This is a genomic window from Sporosarcina sp. OR05, from assembly GCF_041414805.1.
GTDB lineage: Bacteria > Bacillota > Bacilli > Bacillales_A > Planococcaceae > Sporosarcina > Sporosarcina saromensis.
In genome coordinates, this window is sequence record NZ_JANKJL010000004.1 from 83,820 (window position 1) to 100,852 (window position 17,033).

15 protein-coding genes and 1 riboswitch are annotated in these 17,033 nt (G+C 43.1%); of the genes, 13 read left to right on the forward strand and 2 right to left on the reverse strand.

Annotation, left to right across the window (positions count from 1 at the left end; translation table 11 throughout):
- Positions 1–13: 13 nt before the first annotated feature.
- Positions 14–120, reverse strand: a riboswitch (SAM riboswitch).
- A 751-nt stretch (positions 121–871) separates the two neighbouring features.
- The 4 genes from NRI27_RS08855 (at position 872) to NRI27_RS08870 (ending at position 4,593) form a co-directional block, all read left to right on the forward strand.
- Complete coding sequence (locus NRI27_RS08855) at positions 872–1,054, forward strand: histidine kinase (protein ID WP_317943746.1); 183 nt, start codon at positions 872–874, stop codon at positions 1,052–1,054.
- Positions 1,055–1,183: 129 nt separating this feature from the next.
- Entirely contained in the window at positions 1,184–1,780 is a 597-nt protein-coding gene (locus NRI27_RS08860) for a biotin transporter BioY (protein WP_371390398.1), read from the forward strand.
- Positions 1,777–2,784 (forward strand): biotin synthase BioB, encoded by a 1,008-nt coding sequence (gene bioB, locus NRI27_RS08865; protein ID WP_317943743.1) that lies wholly within the window; start codon positions 1,777–1,779, stop codon positions 2,782–2,784. The genes NRI27_RS08860 and bioB overlap by 4 nt, the downstream gene beginning before the upstream one ends.
- A 129-nt stretch (positions 2,785–2,913) precedes the next feature.
- Entirely contained in the window at positions 2,914–4,593 is a 1,680-nt protein-coding gene (locus NRI27_RS08870) for a hypothetical protein (RefSeq protein ID WP_371390400.1), read from the forward strand.
- Positions 4,594–4,665: 72 nt separating this feature from the next.
- Here NRI27_RS08870 and NRI27_RS08875 read toward each other — a convergent pair whose 3' ends face one another.
- Complete coding sequence (locus tag NRI27_RS08875; protein WP_371390401.1) at positions 4,666–6,195, reverse strand: AbgT family transporter; 1,530 nt, start codon at positions 6,193–6,195, stop codon at positions 4,666–4,668.
- 119 nt (positions 6,196–6,314) lie between these two features.
- Here NRI27_RS08875 and NRI27_RS08880 point away from each other — a divergent pair, with 119 nt between their 5' ends.
- A complete protein-coding gene (locus NRI27_RS08880; RefSeq protein WP_371390402.1) occupies positions 6,315–6,656 on the forward strand; it encodes a hypothetical protein in 342 nt (113 codons plus the stop codon).
- Positions 6,657–6,960: 304 nt separating this feature from the next.
- Here NRI27_RS08880 and NRI27_RS08885 read toward each other — a convergent pair whose 3' ends face one another.
- A complete protein-coding gene (locus tag NRI27_RS08885) occupies positions 6,961–7,545 on the reverse strand; it encodes an N-acetyltransferase (protein ID WP_317943738.1) in 585 nt (194 codons plus the stop codon).
- A 609-nt stretch (positions 7,546–8,154) separates the two neighbouring features.
- Between NRI27_RS08885 and NRI27_RS08890 the strand changes: the two genes are divergently transcribed.
- From NRI27_RS08890 to ispF, 8 genes are all read left to right on the forward strand, one after another.
- On the forward strand, positions 8,155–8,616 hold the full coding sequence (locus tag NRI27_RS08890; RefSeq protein ID WP_317943736.1) for a CtsR family transcriptional regulator: 462 nt from the start codon (positions 8,155–8,157) through the stop codon (positions 8,614–8,616).
- 29 nt (positions 8,617–8,645) lie between these two features.
- Positions 8,646–9,209: a UvrB/UvrC motif-containing protein gene (locus NRI27_RS08895; RefSeq protein WP_317943734.1), complete on the forward strand. Its 564-nt coding sequence runs from the start codon at positions 8,646–8,648 to the stop codon at positions 9,207–9,209.
- Entirely contained in the window at positions 9,199–10,281 is a 1,083-nt protein-coding gene (gene mcsB / locus NRI27_RS08900) for a protein-arginine kinase McsB (protein ID WP_317943733.1), read from the forward strand. Before NRI27_RS08895 ends, mcsB begins: the two co-directional genes overlap by 11 nt.
- A 176-nt stretch (positions 10,282–10,457) precedes the next feature.
- A complete protein-coding gene (gene clpC, locus NRI27_RS08905; RefSeq protein WP_371390403.1) occupies positions 10,458–12,905 on the forward strand; it encodes an ATP-dependent protease ATP-binding subunit ClpC in 2,448 nt (815 codons plus the stop codon).
- A 71-nt stretch (positions 12,906–12,976) separates the two neighbouring features.
- Complete coding sequence (gene radA, locus NRI27_RS08910) at positions 12,977–14,344, forward strand: DNA repair protein RadA (protein ID WP_317943731.1); 1,368 nt, start codon at positions 12,977–12,979, stop codon at positions 14,342–14,344.
- Between the two features lie 267 nt (positions 14,345–14,611).
- Positions 14,612–15,712, forward strand: a complete 1,101-nt coding sequence (locus NRI27_RS08915) for a PIN/TRAM domain-containing protein (RefSeq protein WP_317943730.1) — start codon at positions 14,612–14,614, stop codon at positions 15,710–15,712.
- A gap of 15 nt (positions 15,713–15,727) precedes the next feature.
- Positions 15,728–16,411 (forward strand): 2-C-methyl-D-erythritol 4-phosphate cytidylyltransferase, encoded by a 684-nt coding sequence (ispD, locus tag NRI27_RS08920; protein ID WP_371390404.1) that lies wholly within the window; start codon positions 15,728–15,730, stop codon positions 16,409–16,411.
- An 11-nt stretch (positions 16,412–16,422) separates the two neighbouring features.
- The gene (gene ispF, locus NRI27_RS08925) at positions 16,423–16,902 is read left to right on the forward strand and encodes a 2-C-methyl-D-erythritol 2,4-cyclodiphosphate synthase (RefSeq protein ID WP_371390405.1); all 480 of its coding nucleotides are present in this window, start codon (positions 16,423–16,425) and stop codon (positions 16,900–16,902) included.
- Positions 16,903–17,033 lie beyond the last annotated feature (131 nt).

Consider the following 17,033-nt stretch of genomic DNA (forward strand, 5'->3'; position numbering starts at 1 on the left):
ATGGCTCGCTACCTTCTCATCTGCCAGGCCGCGAAAGACCTGCTGGAATTAGCACCTGACCGTTAACGGCTGGTTGCTGAAGCTTCTTCGGGCCAGTCCCTCAGCTTCTCTAGATAAGAAAATGATATGCAGTTGTTCGAATAATTTAACACATCATACCGCTAATTGGTCAATCCGTCAATAGGGGTTTCGTTTATCGGGTCTGTTGATTAACCACTTTTACAAGTAGACTTCTTTGAAACCGTTGGCTTGCGTTCCGGCGCACGCTTTCCGCGGGGCACGGGTGAGCCAATCGAACAACGAAGAGTTCGATTTGCCGTATTTCTGCGTACTTTGCAGAAATTAAGGCATCCTTGCTCCCAACGCTACGCTTTTGCTCGCAAAAGCCGTTCTGCGTGACGGCTTTCCCTGCGGGGTCTCACCATTCGTGCTATTCCCCCGCAGGAGTCGGCGCCTGCACTCCAGCCAACTAGTTTGTACCGATAACTTATTTGCCTCTTATCTTTAGAAAACGTTCGCAGGGATTGTAGAAGACGGCGATGTACAAAGGTGAGCTCTCAACGCTAAGCTTTTGTTTGTATAAGTCATACTTCGTTACGGTATTTCCTGCAAGAACAGCGCGAGCTGAAAACCCTGGAATGAGCTAAGTGAAGAAATAAACTGCCGCATTAATTTCTGAAATTAAAGAAATTAAGGTGAAGCTTCCCCTTCACAGTTTCCTTGATTGAAGGTGTGCAAGCGAAACGCGTCCGCTTAGAGAGGAAACTCGATGTTTAATAAGAATTACAAGTGAAATTGTATAGTCTTGTATCCGACAAATTGGCTAATCATGATAGAATGATTGTAGAACAAAGAGTGGAAGGTGAAGGTAGTGAGGATTTTTAAATTTACAGTCCCGATTGCATTATTAGTGGCGGGGATCGCATGGTATATGCTACATAAGAATTTTCAAGAAGTACCAGGTACATCACGTGTGTGGATTACAATTGGAGCTGCCATCTTAAGTGGTGTAATCGCACATTTTTTATTCCCGAAAAGCGAAGATGGTCAATAACGAAGTGAAGTCGATGGTTAACTAACCGTCGATTTTTTTATTTAGGTTAACTGATATAAAAAATAGGTTGACACAAAATGTGTTAACTTTTATTCTGAAATAGATAACTTAACAAATAAGAGGTGTACGATGACAACAACTACAGTGAAACCTAAAAGCACAATGAGTGCATTAAGCCTTGTCTATTGCGGAATGTTTGCCGCATTGATGATGATTGGTGCAAATATTACGTCGTTTGTTCCGTTCTTGGTCGTAGGGGGCGTGCCAATTACGTTACAAACATTCTTTGCAGTTCTCTCAGGACTCATACTGGGAAGCCGCTTAGGTGCGATTTCTATGACAGTTTACATGTTTGTCGGATTAGCTGGAGCACCTGTGTTTGCGAAATTCAATGGAGGATTTGGTGCGATTTTACTGCCAACTTTTGGTTTTATCCTTTCATATATCCTTGTTGCGTATGTGGTAGGTAAAATTGTTGAGAAGAACGGAAGTTTACGAAGCTACGTTTTCGCTAGTCTTTTTGGAATGACAATCAATTATTTAATCGGTACAAATTGGATGTATGCAGCTTATAAACTTTGGGCGGCTGCTCCTGATGTGTTTACATACAAGGTCGCTTGGGCTTGGATGATTCCACCACTACCGAAAGATATTATATTGTCTGTGCTCGCAGGAATTTTTGGGCACCGCATGTATAAAGTATTGAAAGTGAGGCGTACGACGTGACAAATTATGAGGAATGGGCAGAGCGGGTGTTAGCTGGGGGAACGTTGACGGATGAGGAAGGGCTGGCCATTTTAAACAGTCCGGATGAAGACTTATTGCCGCTTTTACACGCATCGTATAAAATTCGAAAGCACTATTATGGCAACAAAGTGAAGTTAAATATGATTATCAATACAAAATCAGGGCTCTGTCCGGAAAACTGTGGCTATTGTGCGCAGTCGATCGTATCAAAAGCACCGATTGAAAAGTATGCGATGATGAAGCAAGAAGAAATTGTGGCTGGTGCTGAACGTGCAGCTTCTGTCAATGCGGGGACATATTGCATCGTGGCGAGCGGCCGGGGACCGGTAAACCGTGAACTAGAGATTGTCATTGATTCCGTTAAGGAAATTAAAGCGAAGCACCAAGACATGACCGTTTGTGCATGTCTCGGTATTCTAAAGCCGGAGCAGGCAAAACGGCTCAAGGAAGCGGGTGTCGATCGGTATAACCACAACATCAACACATCCGCAGCGCATCATGAAAGCATTACAACTTCGCATACGTATGACGATCGCGTGAATACAGTGGAATTGGCAAAAGAAGCGGGCATTTCACCGTGTTCAGGTGTCATAGTTGGTATGCGGGAGACAAAGGAAGACGTACTCGCGATGGCGAGAAGTTTGCATGCGATGGACGCAGATTCGATCCCTGTCAACTTCTTGCATGCCGTAGATGGGACGCCGCTTGAAGGGACGAACGAATTGACGCCGCGCTATTGCTTAAAAGTGTTGTGTCTATTCCGTTTCATCAACCCGACAAAAGAGATTCGGATTTCCGGTGGACGTGAAGTGAATTTACGATCACTTCAACCATTTGGTCTCTATCCGGCGAATTCAATTTTCATCGGCGATTATTTGACGACAGCGGGTCAAGAGAGTGATCGTGATCGGCAAATGCTTGAGGATATGGGCTTTGAAATTGATTTGGAACCGTTGAAGAGAGAAGCTGTGGAATTACGTTAATTATTTTGCTATCTGACAGGTGAGAAAATTGCCTGTTCCAGATAGCTTTTTTCATTCGAATGAAACGAAATGGCTATACATCCGTATAGTAACTTACATACAAATTTATTAAAAGAAGAGAGTGGTTTTATGATCGATTTATTACTATTTTCGATCGCTGCAGGTGTGGCATTTGCGGTCATAGTTGTACCGATCTCTAGTGGATCTTCAGAATCCAATAAAGTTCAATTTAACCGTATCACGGCTATTTTATCTACAACGTTACTACTATCGATACTTACTTTTGGCGTCTATTACCTAATGAATTTAGATCGAAACTGGACGTCGTTATGGGCATTCGTTCTTGTTGCTACACTCGCCGGCGTAGTGTTTGCTACCGGGAGAGAACGGTCTGTCAAAGGTATCTTATTTGTAGGCGCATTGTTAATAAGTGTGTATATTTTGAGTGCACCACTTTTTAATGCTGACCAAAAATTTCAAGCGGTAGAGATGGATCAGCAAGTTGAGATTAAGGCGTTTGATGAAACAAAGACACCAGCAAGTGTACCACCGAAATTTGCAAGAAATAAAATGAAAAAAGCATTTGGGCAAGTGCCGAATACAAGCTTTTACGAGCTGGGTCATTTGCAAATTCAAAAAGTGAATGGGGAGTTTGTGTACATTGCTCCTGTTGAATTCTCGGGTTTCTTTAAATGGTTGAATGGTAAGACAACACCAGGCTATTTCACAATGAGTGCTACGGATTCAGCTGATAACCCTAAGTTTGTGAAGTCGGAAATGGTCTATACGCCTTCTTCGTTTTTCCACAAACAAGTAGAGCGGCATATGCGGATGGAATTCCCAAATCTCATTTTTTACGGGGATGTACAACTTGAAATTGATGACGAAGGTGAGCCGCATTATATTAGGTCTTACGGAGAATTCATCACAGCAAGGAATGGATTTGACGTCCACGGGATTGTAATGGTGGACCCTAAAACTGGGGAAGTGGAGCAGTTTGGATTAAACGAAATTCCTGATTACATCGATGGCGCTGTTTCACCAGAAGCAGTCAGTCTGCAAAATAGTTATTTTGGAAAGTATGTTCATGGTTTCTGGAATTCAATTGTCGGGAAAAAAGATGTGAAATTGCCTTCTGATGAAGGAACTGAATCGAATGTCAGTCCGATCTTCGATGAAAATGGTCATATGTATTATTTTACGGATTTCACAAGTCCAAAAGAAGAAGTTGACTCGATGTTAGGTTATGCTTTAACGGATGGGCGTACGGGCAAAGCGACTTACTACACTGGTAACCTGGAAGAATCGTATATGGATTCACAAGGGGCTCTTCAAATTATTGAGAAGAAATTTATTGAGAAGAAATGGACGGGGGAAATGCCGGTTCTCTACAATTTCTATGGAGAAGCGAGTTGGCTTACGCCAGTACTTGACTCAAACGGTTTCTTACAACATTACTTTATCGTATCGGCTGCTAATCCTGAAATCTCTGTTTTTGCAAACTCACCGAATGAAGCGTTGAAGCTGTACAAAGCAGCTTTACAACGTGGAGGCAGTTCTGTTGATGGTAGTTCAAGTGCAAAAGAAGAAAAGACGGTTGCAACTGTTTTGCGTGTCTATAAGGAACGTGCGGGAGATTTCACCATCGTATCTATCTTGTCGGATGACGGAACGAACTATGTTGTTTCAACTGAAGTAGTTCCTTTAGCAATATATGTGCAAGAAGGAGATCGTTTAGCAATTACGTACTTGGCGACAGGCGAGCTTTTCTTACCAGTCAAAGAGATGACGAACATTACAATCGAGTAATTTGAGATGTGTATAGTTGGAAGGAAAAGTATACAAAAAGAAGGGTGCTCCATGTGCGGAGCGACCCTTCTTTTATTTCTGTATGAATAATTCGCCTTGAGGTCCTAACGGAATACCGAGTAAATACCAAGCGGCGAAAAGAATGATCCACATGATGGCGAACGCAATGGAGTACGGTAACAGTGAAGTCATGAATGTACCGATTCCGATTTTAGAATCGTATTTCTTCGCAAATGTTAACGCGATTGCAAAATAGGCAAGCATTGGTGTAATCGGATTTGTAATGGAATCACCAATCCGATAAGCAGCTTGTGTTAAAGCTGGACTATAGCCCATGATCATGAACATCGGAACGAAAACAGGTGCAAGGATTGCCCACTTTGCAGACGAACTTGCAACTAAGAAATTGATGAGTGCAGCCACGATGATGAATCCGATGAACAAAGGAAGTCCTTTTAAGCCGAGTGCTTGAAGGGTTTCTGCGCCTTTAATCGCGACAATTGGACCGAGGTTACTCCAGTTAAAGTACGCAATCATTTGTGCTGCGACAAATGCGATAACGATATACATGCCCATACCAGACATAGCTTTCGCTAAGTGATCTGCAAAATCTTTAGAGTTATTGACGGATTTGACGATTTTTCCATAAACAATGGATGGTACAAGGAAAACTAGCATCATGATTGGTACTAAGCTGTCCATTAGTGGCGAAGTTGTCAGGCTACCGGTTTCCGGATGTCTCAATAATGCATTTTCCGGAAGAGATAATGCTAAGACAGTCAAGAGGATGACTGCAACAGAAAGTCCAGCCCATTTAAGTCCTTTCTTTTCTAAAGCAGTGACTTCTTCTAATGTTTCAGTGACACCATCATACTTACCGAGGCGAGGCTCTACAATTTTCGTTGTAACGAATACGGCCACAGGGACAAGCAGCAATGCAGAAACGGCTAAAAAGTAATAGTTCATGCCTGGATTGCCAGAATAGGTCGGATCATAAATGTGTGCGCCAATTTCTGTGAATCCATAAACCAGAGGATCCAGTACACTAATAATTAGATTAGCTGAAAAACCGCCTGCGACAGATGCATATGCTGCAGCAAGTCCCGCGATCGGATGTCTGCTAAGTGCAATGAAAATCATCGCAACGATAGGAGGTAGAACAACCATGGCTGCGTCTGCTGTTGCATTCCCTAAAATTGCGACAAGTACAATTGTCGGTAGGATAATCTTTTTAGGTGCATTCAAAATCGTCGTTTTCATGACCGTTCCGATTAAACCTGTCGATTCAGCTAATCCAACGCCTAACATGACGACGAGAACGAGTCCTAGCGGTGGGAAACTCGTAAAATTCTTGACTAAGTTCGTCAAAATCATAATGAGCCCTTCACCATTTAACAAATTGACAACTTTAATCTCTTCGCCCGTTCCTGGATTCGTCGCACTCGTTCCAAGTGCTCCGAAAATTGCCGAACAAAGTAAGATAATACCCGCGATGTAGACAAATAACATAACTGGATCAGGTAGTTTGTTTCCATACTTCTCAATGAAATCAAGGAATCTGTTGAACAATCCCTTCTTTTTTGTTTCGGTTGTAGCGGCCATTTACATTCCCCCTAGATACAGTGCTTCTTTACTGTACCGTATTAAAGAATAACATTCATTATGTCATAGATTCTGAGAAATTCAATAACTTTTTTTGTGGAAAATGGTTTTGTGGCGTTTTGAGAAAGTATGCGGCGTTTTGTGGGAATATGCGTTGTTCTGAGGAAGTATGCGGAGTTAATTTTTACTGCAATTACAAGGGGATTGATGTTATTAATACGAAAGCTGAAAAGCTCATAGAGCACTTCGATGCTATCTCTCCCTATATTAGAAATAGTGATTCCAAATTTGGTTTCATGTATGTTTTTCCAAAATTAGGTATTACTTTTTGGAGAGGTGATGTATGCGCAGAAGAAGATCTTGAAGCAGATTGGTTTAAAGAACTTCATCCTGAAAATCAAGAAGAAACGAAGAAGTTCATGTACTTTGAAACTGTAAAATTTCATAAGGATTTAATATAAAGTATTTCATTAATTCTTCCTTTTAGTTGAGCAGTTTTTTGTACAAGATGAATATTCATGAAGCTTCCATGTGTAGAAAAAAATCCTCTCCGCATGGAAGATTACTTACAAACTACGCAAATCCTTTTGCTTCCTTAAATCATCGAAAGCTTTTAACAAAAAGTTTTTCCTCCTTTATTTTCTTTCCCTAACACACCCATATACTATCAGCTATCGTCAACAACGTTTTAATCGTTTATGAACACTGAAGAAATTTTCATCTACATAGAAAAAGCAGCCTCACTGTGGAGAGGCTGCTTTTTCATTATTTTGTTGCTACAAAGGATTCAAGAATGTTTTGTTTGCGTTCTTTTTCAAAAACTAAAACTTTATCGGTCGGGTCGTATTGATCACCGTAAAATGTCTCATCCTTATACGTATGGATTTCTTCATATGTTGTTTTCATCGCTTCGTAGACGGTCTCCTCATCGGCGTCTGTCGGGGACCAGAAAAGGATTTCGAGTTCCGTTTGTTCGCCGGTTGCGAGCGAGCGTCTGCTGTATCCGATTCGTCGCGCGTGATGAAATTGTTCGCGTGCATAAAATTTCAGACGTTTAGCGGTGTCTGTATCTTCGTAATCAACCGGTTCCACTTCTAAAATGATCGGCTTTCCTTTTGCTTTTAAGGATGTCAAAAGCTTTCGTCCGAGACCTGCACCGCGGGATTGAGCGGAGACAAATAAGTAGTCGATGAAAATGAATGTTTCAGTTTCTGCATACATGAGGACATGATGCGGTCCTTCTTCTTTGATGTAGACGTTTTTCTTGTCTTTCAATAGGGCGTCCATATGTTCTTTGGACTTCATTTCTTCGATCGGGAAATACTCACTTAATTTTTCGTACCAGTTCATGCTGAAAATCTCCTCCATTGGTATGGGTGTACCTGGAGCTTTTTGTTTTGGGGTTCGTGAAGAGAGTTTTGCGTGCATTTGACAGAGTGTCTGTAGGTTTTTGTTCTGTCAAATCCAAATCACGCCTCGGTTAGATGTTGTGAATCAGTAGAGGGTTTTGTTCGAGAACACTCGAATTTATGTGTAAATACATCAAGACGCAATTCTATTCAAAAGGACAGATTGCTTCAGGGTGAAGAATTGGGATTGTTTGCAATCAACAGTTCATCAGTCCTCTTGAACGCAACTCTGTGACGAGGAAAAAAGAGGTCAGAAAAAAATCCTCAACTACTTTATTACCCTCTAAAATCTATTATAAACAAGAAAAAAGTATGCATCAACTCTTACGGGGTTTCTAAAAAGAGTTGAAGAGTACTTTGTTAATATATGATGTATTCATTCAAAATGTGACTGTGAATTCTCAGTTTGGGGGATAGTGACTGAATGGAAGAGAGAGTTTGATGGCTGGAAGGTAGCATTTCAATTGCATTTACAAGTTTTATTCGTGTACAATTAAGTCAAAGATAGTCAAAGTCAGTGACTTGTCACCAAGAGGAAAGAGGTGAAAATATGCGAAACATTTCTGACATTATAGAAGGGTATTTGAAGGGTATTATCGAAAAAGAAGATAGTGGAACAATTGAGATTAAACGAAGCGAAGTAGCTGAGAAATTTCAATGTGTTCCTTCCCAAATCAATTACGTCATTAACACACGGTTTACAGTAGAACGTGGGTATGCTGTCGAGTCCAAACGAGGTGGTGGCGGGTATATACGAATTTACCGCGTTCAAACAAACTCGCACAAAGAATTGATTGAACATATTTTAGAGAGCATCCATCAAGGTGTCACGTATACGATGGCGGAAGATGTAGTGCTCAGGATGCTCGAGGAGAAAGCTATTTCTGAGCGAGAAGCGAGAATTATCTTAGCGGCTGTAGATCGGAATACGCTCCATTTCCCATTGCCGGAGCGGGACATCATACGGGCACGGGTTTTACAATCGGTATTAATGACACTCTTATACAAATGACAAGCGTAGCATGACGAAGAGGTGAGATGATGAATTGTGATAACTGTAAAGAACGGCAGGCTTCCGTAATTTTCACACAGGAAAATGCGAATGGGACAACCGAACGTCATTTGTGTGACAAATGCGCATTCCAATCGCAAATGTTTCACTTGGATCCGAACCAGGAACCGCTTTCGATTCAACAGTTCCTCTCCCATTGGTTTGGCGGTACGGACTCAGTTCAACCTTTCCAACAAACGAGGGATAGCTTACCGGAGGGGCCAAAGTGTCCTGATTGTCAATTGACGTTTAGACGGTTTTTAGACGTTGGGAAGTTTGGATGCCCTACTTGTTATACGACGTTCAAAGAGCGATTGCCACGTGTTTTGAGCAAACTCCATAATGGCCATACGACACACGTTGGGAAAATTCCTGTTTCATTCAATGAATTGTTCGCTTTGAAGAAGAAAATAGAGGAAATTCGAATGGAAATGCAACAAGCGATTGAGGCGGAGCGGTTTGAAGATGCGGCCACATTGAGGGACGAGGCGAATGCATTGAAACTTCGCTTGGCGCAATGTGCGGACGGAGGTGATGTTGGCGATGTCAATTGATAAATTCATGGAGGATGCGGTTACCGGTTGGATGAAATCGAGTGGCGAGCATGCAGATATCGTCATGTCGACAAGAATCCGGTTAGCTCGAAATTTAAAGGGATATCGCTTCCCAATTGCATTCACTGCTGAAGAAGCTCACAAAATCGATGAAGCAGTTTCAACTGCATTGCTTAATTCTGGAGAAAAAGGGTATGCCTATATGAAGATGTCTGAGCTGCCGTTACTCGATCGACAAGTTCTCGTCGAAAAACATCTTGTCAGCCCTCAACTGACAGATTCAAAACGGCACGGTGCAGTCCTCTTATCAGAAGACGAAACGATTAGCATAATGGTGAATGAGGAAGACCATATCCGAATTCAATGTATCTATCCGGGGTTCCAACTTGAAAATGCCTATGAGCAGGCGGATACAGTTGATAATTATTTGGAAGGCCAATTGCCATACGCTTTTGATGAAGCGTTCGGGTACTTGACGAGTTGCCCGTCAAATACGGGTACGGGCATGCGAGCATCCGTCATGATGCATTTACCGGCTTTGACGATTACAAAACAAATCGATCGAATTATTCCTGCAATCACCCGACTAGGGATGGTTGTAAGAGGAAGCTATGGTGAAGGCAGTGAAGCGCCAGGGAATATTTATCAAGTTTCAAATCAGACGACTTTAGGGAAAACGGAGAAAGAGATTTTAGCGGACTTGAAAAATGTGGCATTACGATTAATTGCCCATGAACGTCGTTCGCGGGAACTACTGCTCTCCAAGTCACGCGTCGCGTTGGAAAACAAATTATTTAGATCACTCGGCATCATCACGTACGCTCGACTACTACCATCTGGGGAAGCTGCACGTTGCCTGTCGGATGTCCGTCTCGGTATTGATTTAAATATTATCGAAGACATTGATATGTCTATATTGAATGAGTTGATGGTTTTCATGCAACCGGGCTTTTTACAGCAATATGCGAAAGCAGAGTTAACTGCAGAAGAACGGGATATTTTCAGAGCGAATTTATTCAGGGAACGGTTGCGACCAGATCGACAACAAGAAGAAAATAATAAAGAAAAGTAAGCAAGTATTTTGCAAGGGACTTTTCTTTTTATTATAATTAAGTCAAAGATAGTCAAAGTCAATTTAGTGGAATTGGGTTGCTTGATGGCCTGATTGAATAGAGTAAAAGAGATGGTTTTTTCGTGAGCGTCATGCGAAAAACAGTTTAGATGGTAAATAAAAGGAGTGGAATGCATATGATGTTCAATCGTTTTACACAGCGTGCACAAAAAGTGTTGCAGCTTGCACAAGAAGAAGCGATCCGAATGAAACATGAATCAATAGGCACAGAACATATTTTATTAGGACTTATACGTGAAGGTGGCGGCATTGCTGCAAAAGCATTGGAAGCGATCGACGTCAGCTTTGAAACCATTGAAAAAGGCGTCGAAAGCCTTGTTGGATCAGGTTCTAAGGAAGTTGGTCCAATCGTTCATTACACACCGAGAGCGAAAAAAGTCATTGAGTTGTCTGTCGATGAATCGCGTAAATTAGGACACTCTTACATTGGCACGGAGCATATTCTGTTAGCGCTTATTCGCGAAGGGGAAGGCGTTGCTGCACGCGTGTTAAATAATGCGGGTGTTAGCTTGAACAGAGCGAGACAACAGGTTCTTCAATTGTTAGGCAGTAATGATACAGCTGTCGGTTCTCAAAGTTCATCCGCATCTGCCTCAACTCCTACATTAGATAGTCTGGCGCGTGACTTAACGGAAGTCGCTCGTGAAGGTTCTTTAGATCCAGTCATCGGTCGTAGCAAGGAAATCACCCGTGTTATCGAAGTACTTGCTCGCCGCACGAAAAATAATCCGGTCTTAATCGGTGAGCCGGGTGTAGGTAAGACCGCAATTGCAGAAGGGCTTGCGTTGCAAATTGTTAACAATGAAGTACCTGAAATCTTGCGAGATAAGCGTGTCATGACGCTTGATATGGGTACAGTTGTTGCAGGTACAAAATATCGTGGTGAGTTTGAAGACCGGATGAAAAAAGTGATGGAGGAAATCCGTCAAGCCGGTAATATCATTCTATTTATAGACGAGTTGCATACATTGATAGGTGCAGGTGGTGCTGAAGGGGCGATTGATGCGTCCAATATTTTGAAACCATCGTTAGCACGTGGTGAATTGCAATGTATCGGTGCGACAACACTTGACGAATACCGAAAATACATTGAAAAAGATGCGGCGCTTGAAAGACGTTTCCAGCCAATTCATGTAGATGAACCAACAGTGGAAGAGACGATCCTAATTATTAACGGTTTGCGTGATCGTTATGAAGCGCATCATCGTGTGAAAATTACGGATGAGGCAATTGAAGCTGCGGCGAAGATGTCCGATCGATACATTTCCGATCGCTTCTTGCCGGACAAAGCGATTGACTTGATAGATGAAGCTGGTTCTAAAGTCCGTTTACGTTCGTATACGACGCCACCGAATTTGAAAGAACTGGAATCTAAATTGGAAGCGATTCGCCATGAAAAGAATGCCGCGGTGCAAAGCCAGGAATTTGAAAAGGCTGCATCATTCCGCGATAAAGAACAAAAAATGAAAGAAGAACTCGAAAAGACGAAAACGGCTTGGAAAGAGAAACAAGGGAAAAAAGAATCTGAAGTGACGGTGAATGACATTGCGGAAGTCGTCGCGATGTGGACAGGGGTTCCGGTAGCAAAAATTGCTGAAACGGAAACTGCAAAACTGTTGAACATGGAAGAGTTGCTTCATGAGCGTGTCATCGGTCAAAGTGAGGCTGTAATGGCAATTTCCCGGGCAATCCGAAGAGCGCGTGCAGGTTTGAAAGATCCGAAGCGTCCAATCGGTTCGTTCATTTTCCTCGGACCGACGGGTGTAGGTAAAACCGAACTTGCAAGAGCGCTAGCGGAAGCAATGTTTGGTGATGAAGATGCGATGATTCGAATTGACATGTCCGAGTATATGGAGAAGCATGCGACGTCCCGACTTGTTGGTTCACCTCCAGGTTACGTAGGATACGATGAGGGCGGCCAGTTAACGGAAAAAGTGCGTAGAAAGCCGTATTCGGTTGTCTTACTGGATGAGATTGAAAAAGCGCATCCGGATGTATTCAACATCTTATTGCAAGTGTTGGAGGATGGAAGATTGACGGATTCCAAAGGACGTACGGTCGACTTCCGGAACACAGTCGTTATTATGACGTCTAACGTCGGAGCAGATGCGTTGAAGCAAAATCGTTATGTCGGTTTTAATCTTCAAGATGGTGAACAAGACTACGAAGGCATGAAGTCCAAGATGTTGGATGCGCTGAAAAAAGCGTTCCGTCCGGAATTCTTGAACCGTGTCGATGAAATGATTGTATTCCATTCACTTGAAAAAGATCACTTGCGTGAAATTGTGACGCTGATGTCTAATGAGTTGACGAAACGCTTGGCTGAACAAGATATTACGCTTGAATTGACAGATGAAGCAAAAACGAAGATTGCGTCAGAAGGGTATGACCCGGATTATGGCGCGCGTCCGTTGAGACGTGCACTTCAAAAACATGTCGAGGATCGCTTATCGGAGGAACTGTTGAAAGGCACGGTTCTGACAGGTGGTAAAGTGGTTGTCGATGTGGAAGATGACAAGTTCGTCGTGAAGACGGAACGCGAAGCAGTGGCGGAAAATCAATAATTGGATGGCCCTTCCGTAGAATTCGCATTTCTACGGAATCGGGCCGTCTTTTTTCATAGATGGAGGGTACTATGGCAAAACGAAAGACGAAATTCATGTGTAGGGATTGTGGATATGAATCGCCAAAATGGATGGGAAGATGTCCAGGTTGTGGCCAATGGAACACGATGGATGAGGAAGTTGAAATTGTAAGTAAAGGTCCTCGTGGTGCATTCCAGCACACAGAAACCGTTCATCAAAAGGCCCAACCAATCAATTCCATTCAGACGGCAGAGGAACCGAGGGTGAAAACGGAGCTAGGCGAATTGAATCGTGTGTTAGGTGGCGGAATTGTACCAGGCTCCCTTGTGCTCATAGGTGGCGATCCAGGAATAGGGAAATCAACGTTACTACTTCAAGTTTCTTCTCTTCTTGCGAACCAACAACAGCGAGTATTGTACATATCAGGAGAGGAATCCATTCGACAGACAAAATTGCGTGCAGAACGGCTTGGTGTTACGTCGGATGAATTGTATATCTATGCAGAAACAGACTTGTCCAAGATTCATGAAACGATTAATGACGTTCAACCGAAGTTTGTCATTGCGGATTCCATTCAAACGATTCATCATCCGGAAGTAACGTCAGCTCCAGGAAGTGTCTCGCAAGTGCGGGAATGTACTGCGGAATTAATGCGCATAGCAAAGACGCAAAATATCGCGATCTTCATCGTCGGACATGTAACAAAAGATGGACAGATTGCAGGTCCGCGGCTACTGGAACATATGGTGGATACGGTTCTGTATTTTGAAGGGGAGCGTCACCATACGTATCGGATTTTGCGCAGTGTGAAAAACCGATTCGGGTCGACAAATGAAATTGCTATTTTTGAGATGTTGCAGTCTGGTTTAAAAGAAGTGTTGAATCCATCAGAATTATTTTTGCGAGAACGATCCCAAGGCGGAGCGGGTTCGACTGTCGTGGCATCCATGGAAGGAACCCGTCCAATTCTTGTTGAAATCCAAGCGCTTGTGACGCCTTCGAGTTTTAATTATCCAAAACGGATGGCGACAGGTATTGATCAAAACCGTGTGTCATTGCTCATGGCTGTTCTGGAAAAAAGAATGGGGATGCTGCTGCAAGCGCAAGATGCGTATATAAAAGTTGCGGGTGGTGTAAAACTGGATGAACCGGCGATCGATTTAGCAGTGCTAGTGAGCATCGTCTCTAGTTACCGCGATGCGGCTGCGGGGGCGACAGATTGTTTCATAGGCGAAGTCGGTTTGACAGGAGAAGTTCGCCGCGTTTCCCGTATTGAACAACGCGTCATCGAAGCAGCTAAACTAGGCTTCGAACGAGTCTTCATCCCAGCCTCCAACATCGGCGGATGGGACTTCCCAAAAGGAATAGAAGTCATAGGCGTCGAAACAGTAAGCCAAGCATTAAAAACAGTGTTTTAATGTTCAAAAGCGTAGAACGTCGTTTAGGCGCGACAGGCGCTGGAAGGCAAGACCAGAAGGCGCTCTTTGCCTTATGCGTCTGGCCTAAAGCGACCCGAGCGCCTGACGTTCTGTAAATAAGAGGGGGATGCATAAGGGGGGCAGGAACTTTGACGGATGTATGAGAGTCCTAACCATAGTAGGAAATCAAGTGATGTCAATGGTTCAGAACAGCGAATGCGCTAAAAAACATGTATAGTATTGAATAATGAAATGGAGGTGTTGTGCATGTTGAAAAGAGTGGTGCAAATTGGATTGCTCCTTGTAGGAGGGACACTCGGCGTATTATTTTTACCGTATTTATTTACTTTATCTTCTTTTACTTCTCAGCCGATGATTGACAATCCATATGTAGCTGCAGTTTTAGGGGCAATTGTATTATATTTACTAGGTCTGTTCATCGCAGATCCGATCGTCAATTTTATTAAGTGGATGGAAGACTTGTTGTTGAAAGCGCCAATTTTTGACTTGCTATTTGGGACAATCGGGTTGATTGTCGGATTAAGTGTTGCGTTTTTAGTCAGTTTCGGATTAAGTAGTATTGAAATCCCGATTATAACTTCCATTCTTCCGATATTGCTTTCAATCTTGCTTGGGTATCTTGGCTTCCAAGTAGGGTTCAAGAAACGAGAAGAATTTTTGCATGCTTTATTTGCGATGCGAACTAGTAGCCAAAAGAAGAAGGATGGGTCGGATGCTTCTGTTCAATCAGAAGCAAAAGTCAATAAGATTCTCGATACGAGTGTCATTATTGACGGGCGTATTGCTGATATTGCAGCGACTGGGTTTCTTGAAGGTGTGCTCGTTGTTCCGCAGTTCATGCTGACAGAGCTTCAGCATATTGCTGATTCGTCGGATTCGTTGAAACGGACGAAAGGTAGAAGAGGGCTTGATGTGTTGAAAAGGTTGCAAACGGAAGACGGCCCGAGTGTTTTGATTACCGATGAAGATTTTAATGATGTTGCGGAAGTGGACTTGAAACTTGTGCGACTTGCTAAAAGTATGAATGGTCTTGTTGTGACGAACGATTTTAATTTGAATAAAGTAGCTGATTTACACGGTGTCGATGTGTTGAATATAAATGACTTGGCAAACGCTGTGAAACCGGTCGTCATTCCAGGTGAAGAGATGCATGTCGTTGTCATCAAGGACGGTAAAGAGCATAACCAAGGAGTTGCTTACTTGGATGATGGAACGATGATCGTCATTGAAGAAGGTAGATCGCATATCGGGAACACAATCGATGTTGTCGTTACGAGTGTGTTGCAAACTTCTGCTGGAAGAATGATTTTTGCGAAACCGAAGAATGGGAAATCGGCAAAATCGTAAGGAAGAGGCTTGTTGATGGAGACTTATACTGTAATGCTCCCTGCTGCAGGAAGTGGGCGCCGCATGGGAGCGGGGTTCAATAAATTATTTTTGAAGTTGGCGGGAAAGCCGATTCTCATGCATACATTGGATGTGTTTGAGCGGGATCACAACTGTGAAGGAATGATTTTATCCGTCAAACCGGAAGAGCGACCGACGATTGAACAGATGCTCCAGGCATACGGCATAACGAAAGTAAAGGCGATGGTTCCTGGTGGTGCGGAGCGGCAACAAAGTGTAGCTGCTTGCATTCAAGCTCATCAAGATGGCGGAGTTGTGCTCGTGCATGATGCAGCACGTCCGTTCATTCACCAAGATGTCATTCGTAAACTCGTTGAGGTGGCAAGTGAGTACGGCGCAGCCATTGCGGGAGTGCCTGTTAAGGATACGATTAAAGTGACTGTCGATGGTGTAGTGGAACAGACGGTAGACCGCTCAAAATTGTGGTCCATTCAGACACCACAAGCTTTTCGTTATGAACTTCTAAAGGAAGCTTCTGAAAAGGCGGAAGCAGATGGTTTTTTAGGGACGGACGAATCGATGATTGTGGAACGGCTTGGTGTGCCTGTTCGCATCGTTGAAAGTATGTACGATAATGTGAAAATGACGACGAGTGAGGACTTGCTATTTGGTGAAGTCCTCTTGAAACGTAGACAGTAGGAGGGGTTTGGATGATTCGAGTTGGACAAGGGTTTGATGTGCATGAGTTTGCAGAAGGACGTCCATTAATAATTGGTGGGATTACCATTCCGTATGATAAAGGGCTAATCGGCCATTCAGATGCGGATGTATTATTACATACTGTGACGGACGCCGCTTTAGGGGCGATTGGTGAAGGGGATATTGGCAGATATTTTCCGGATACGGATGCTGCTTTTAAAGATGCTGATTCAGCGGTTCTGCTTGAAAAAGTGTGGAGCATTGTTGAACAGAAAGGTTATCGGTTAGGCAATATTGATTGTACGATTATGGCGCAGAAACCTAAAATGGCGCCTCATATCGAGACAATCCGTGCGCGTATTGCAGAACTGTTGCATGCAGATGTATCGCAAGTGAACGTGAAAGCGACAACGACTGAAAAGTTAGGGTTTGTCGGTAGAGAAGAAGGAATTGCTTCGATGGCGACAATTCTTCTTTTGAAAAACGAATAAATGCTGTAAGGGCCATGGACCGCGAGTCAAAACGTGTTGTCCAATGAAGCAAGGGAATAGTGCTTCATTGGCAATGATAGACGAGCAATACGTTCATCGCCCTTTTAAATCAGCTTCAGCAGTGATAAAAT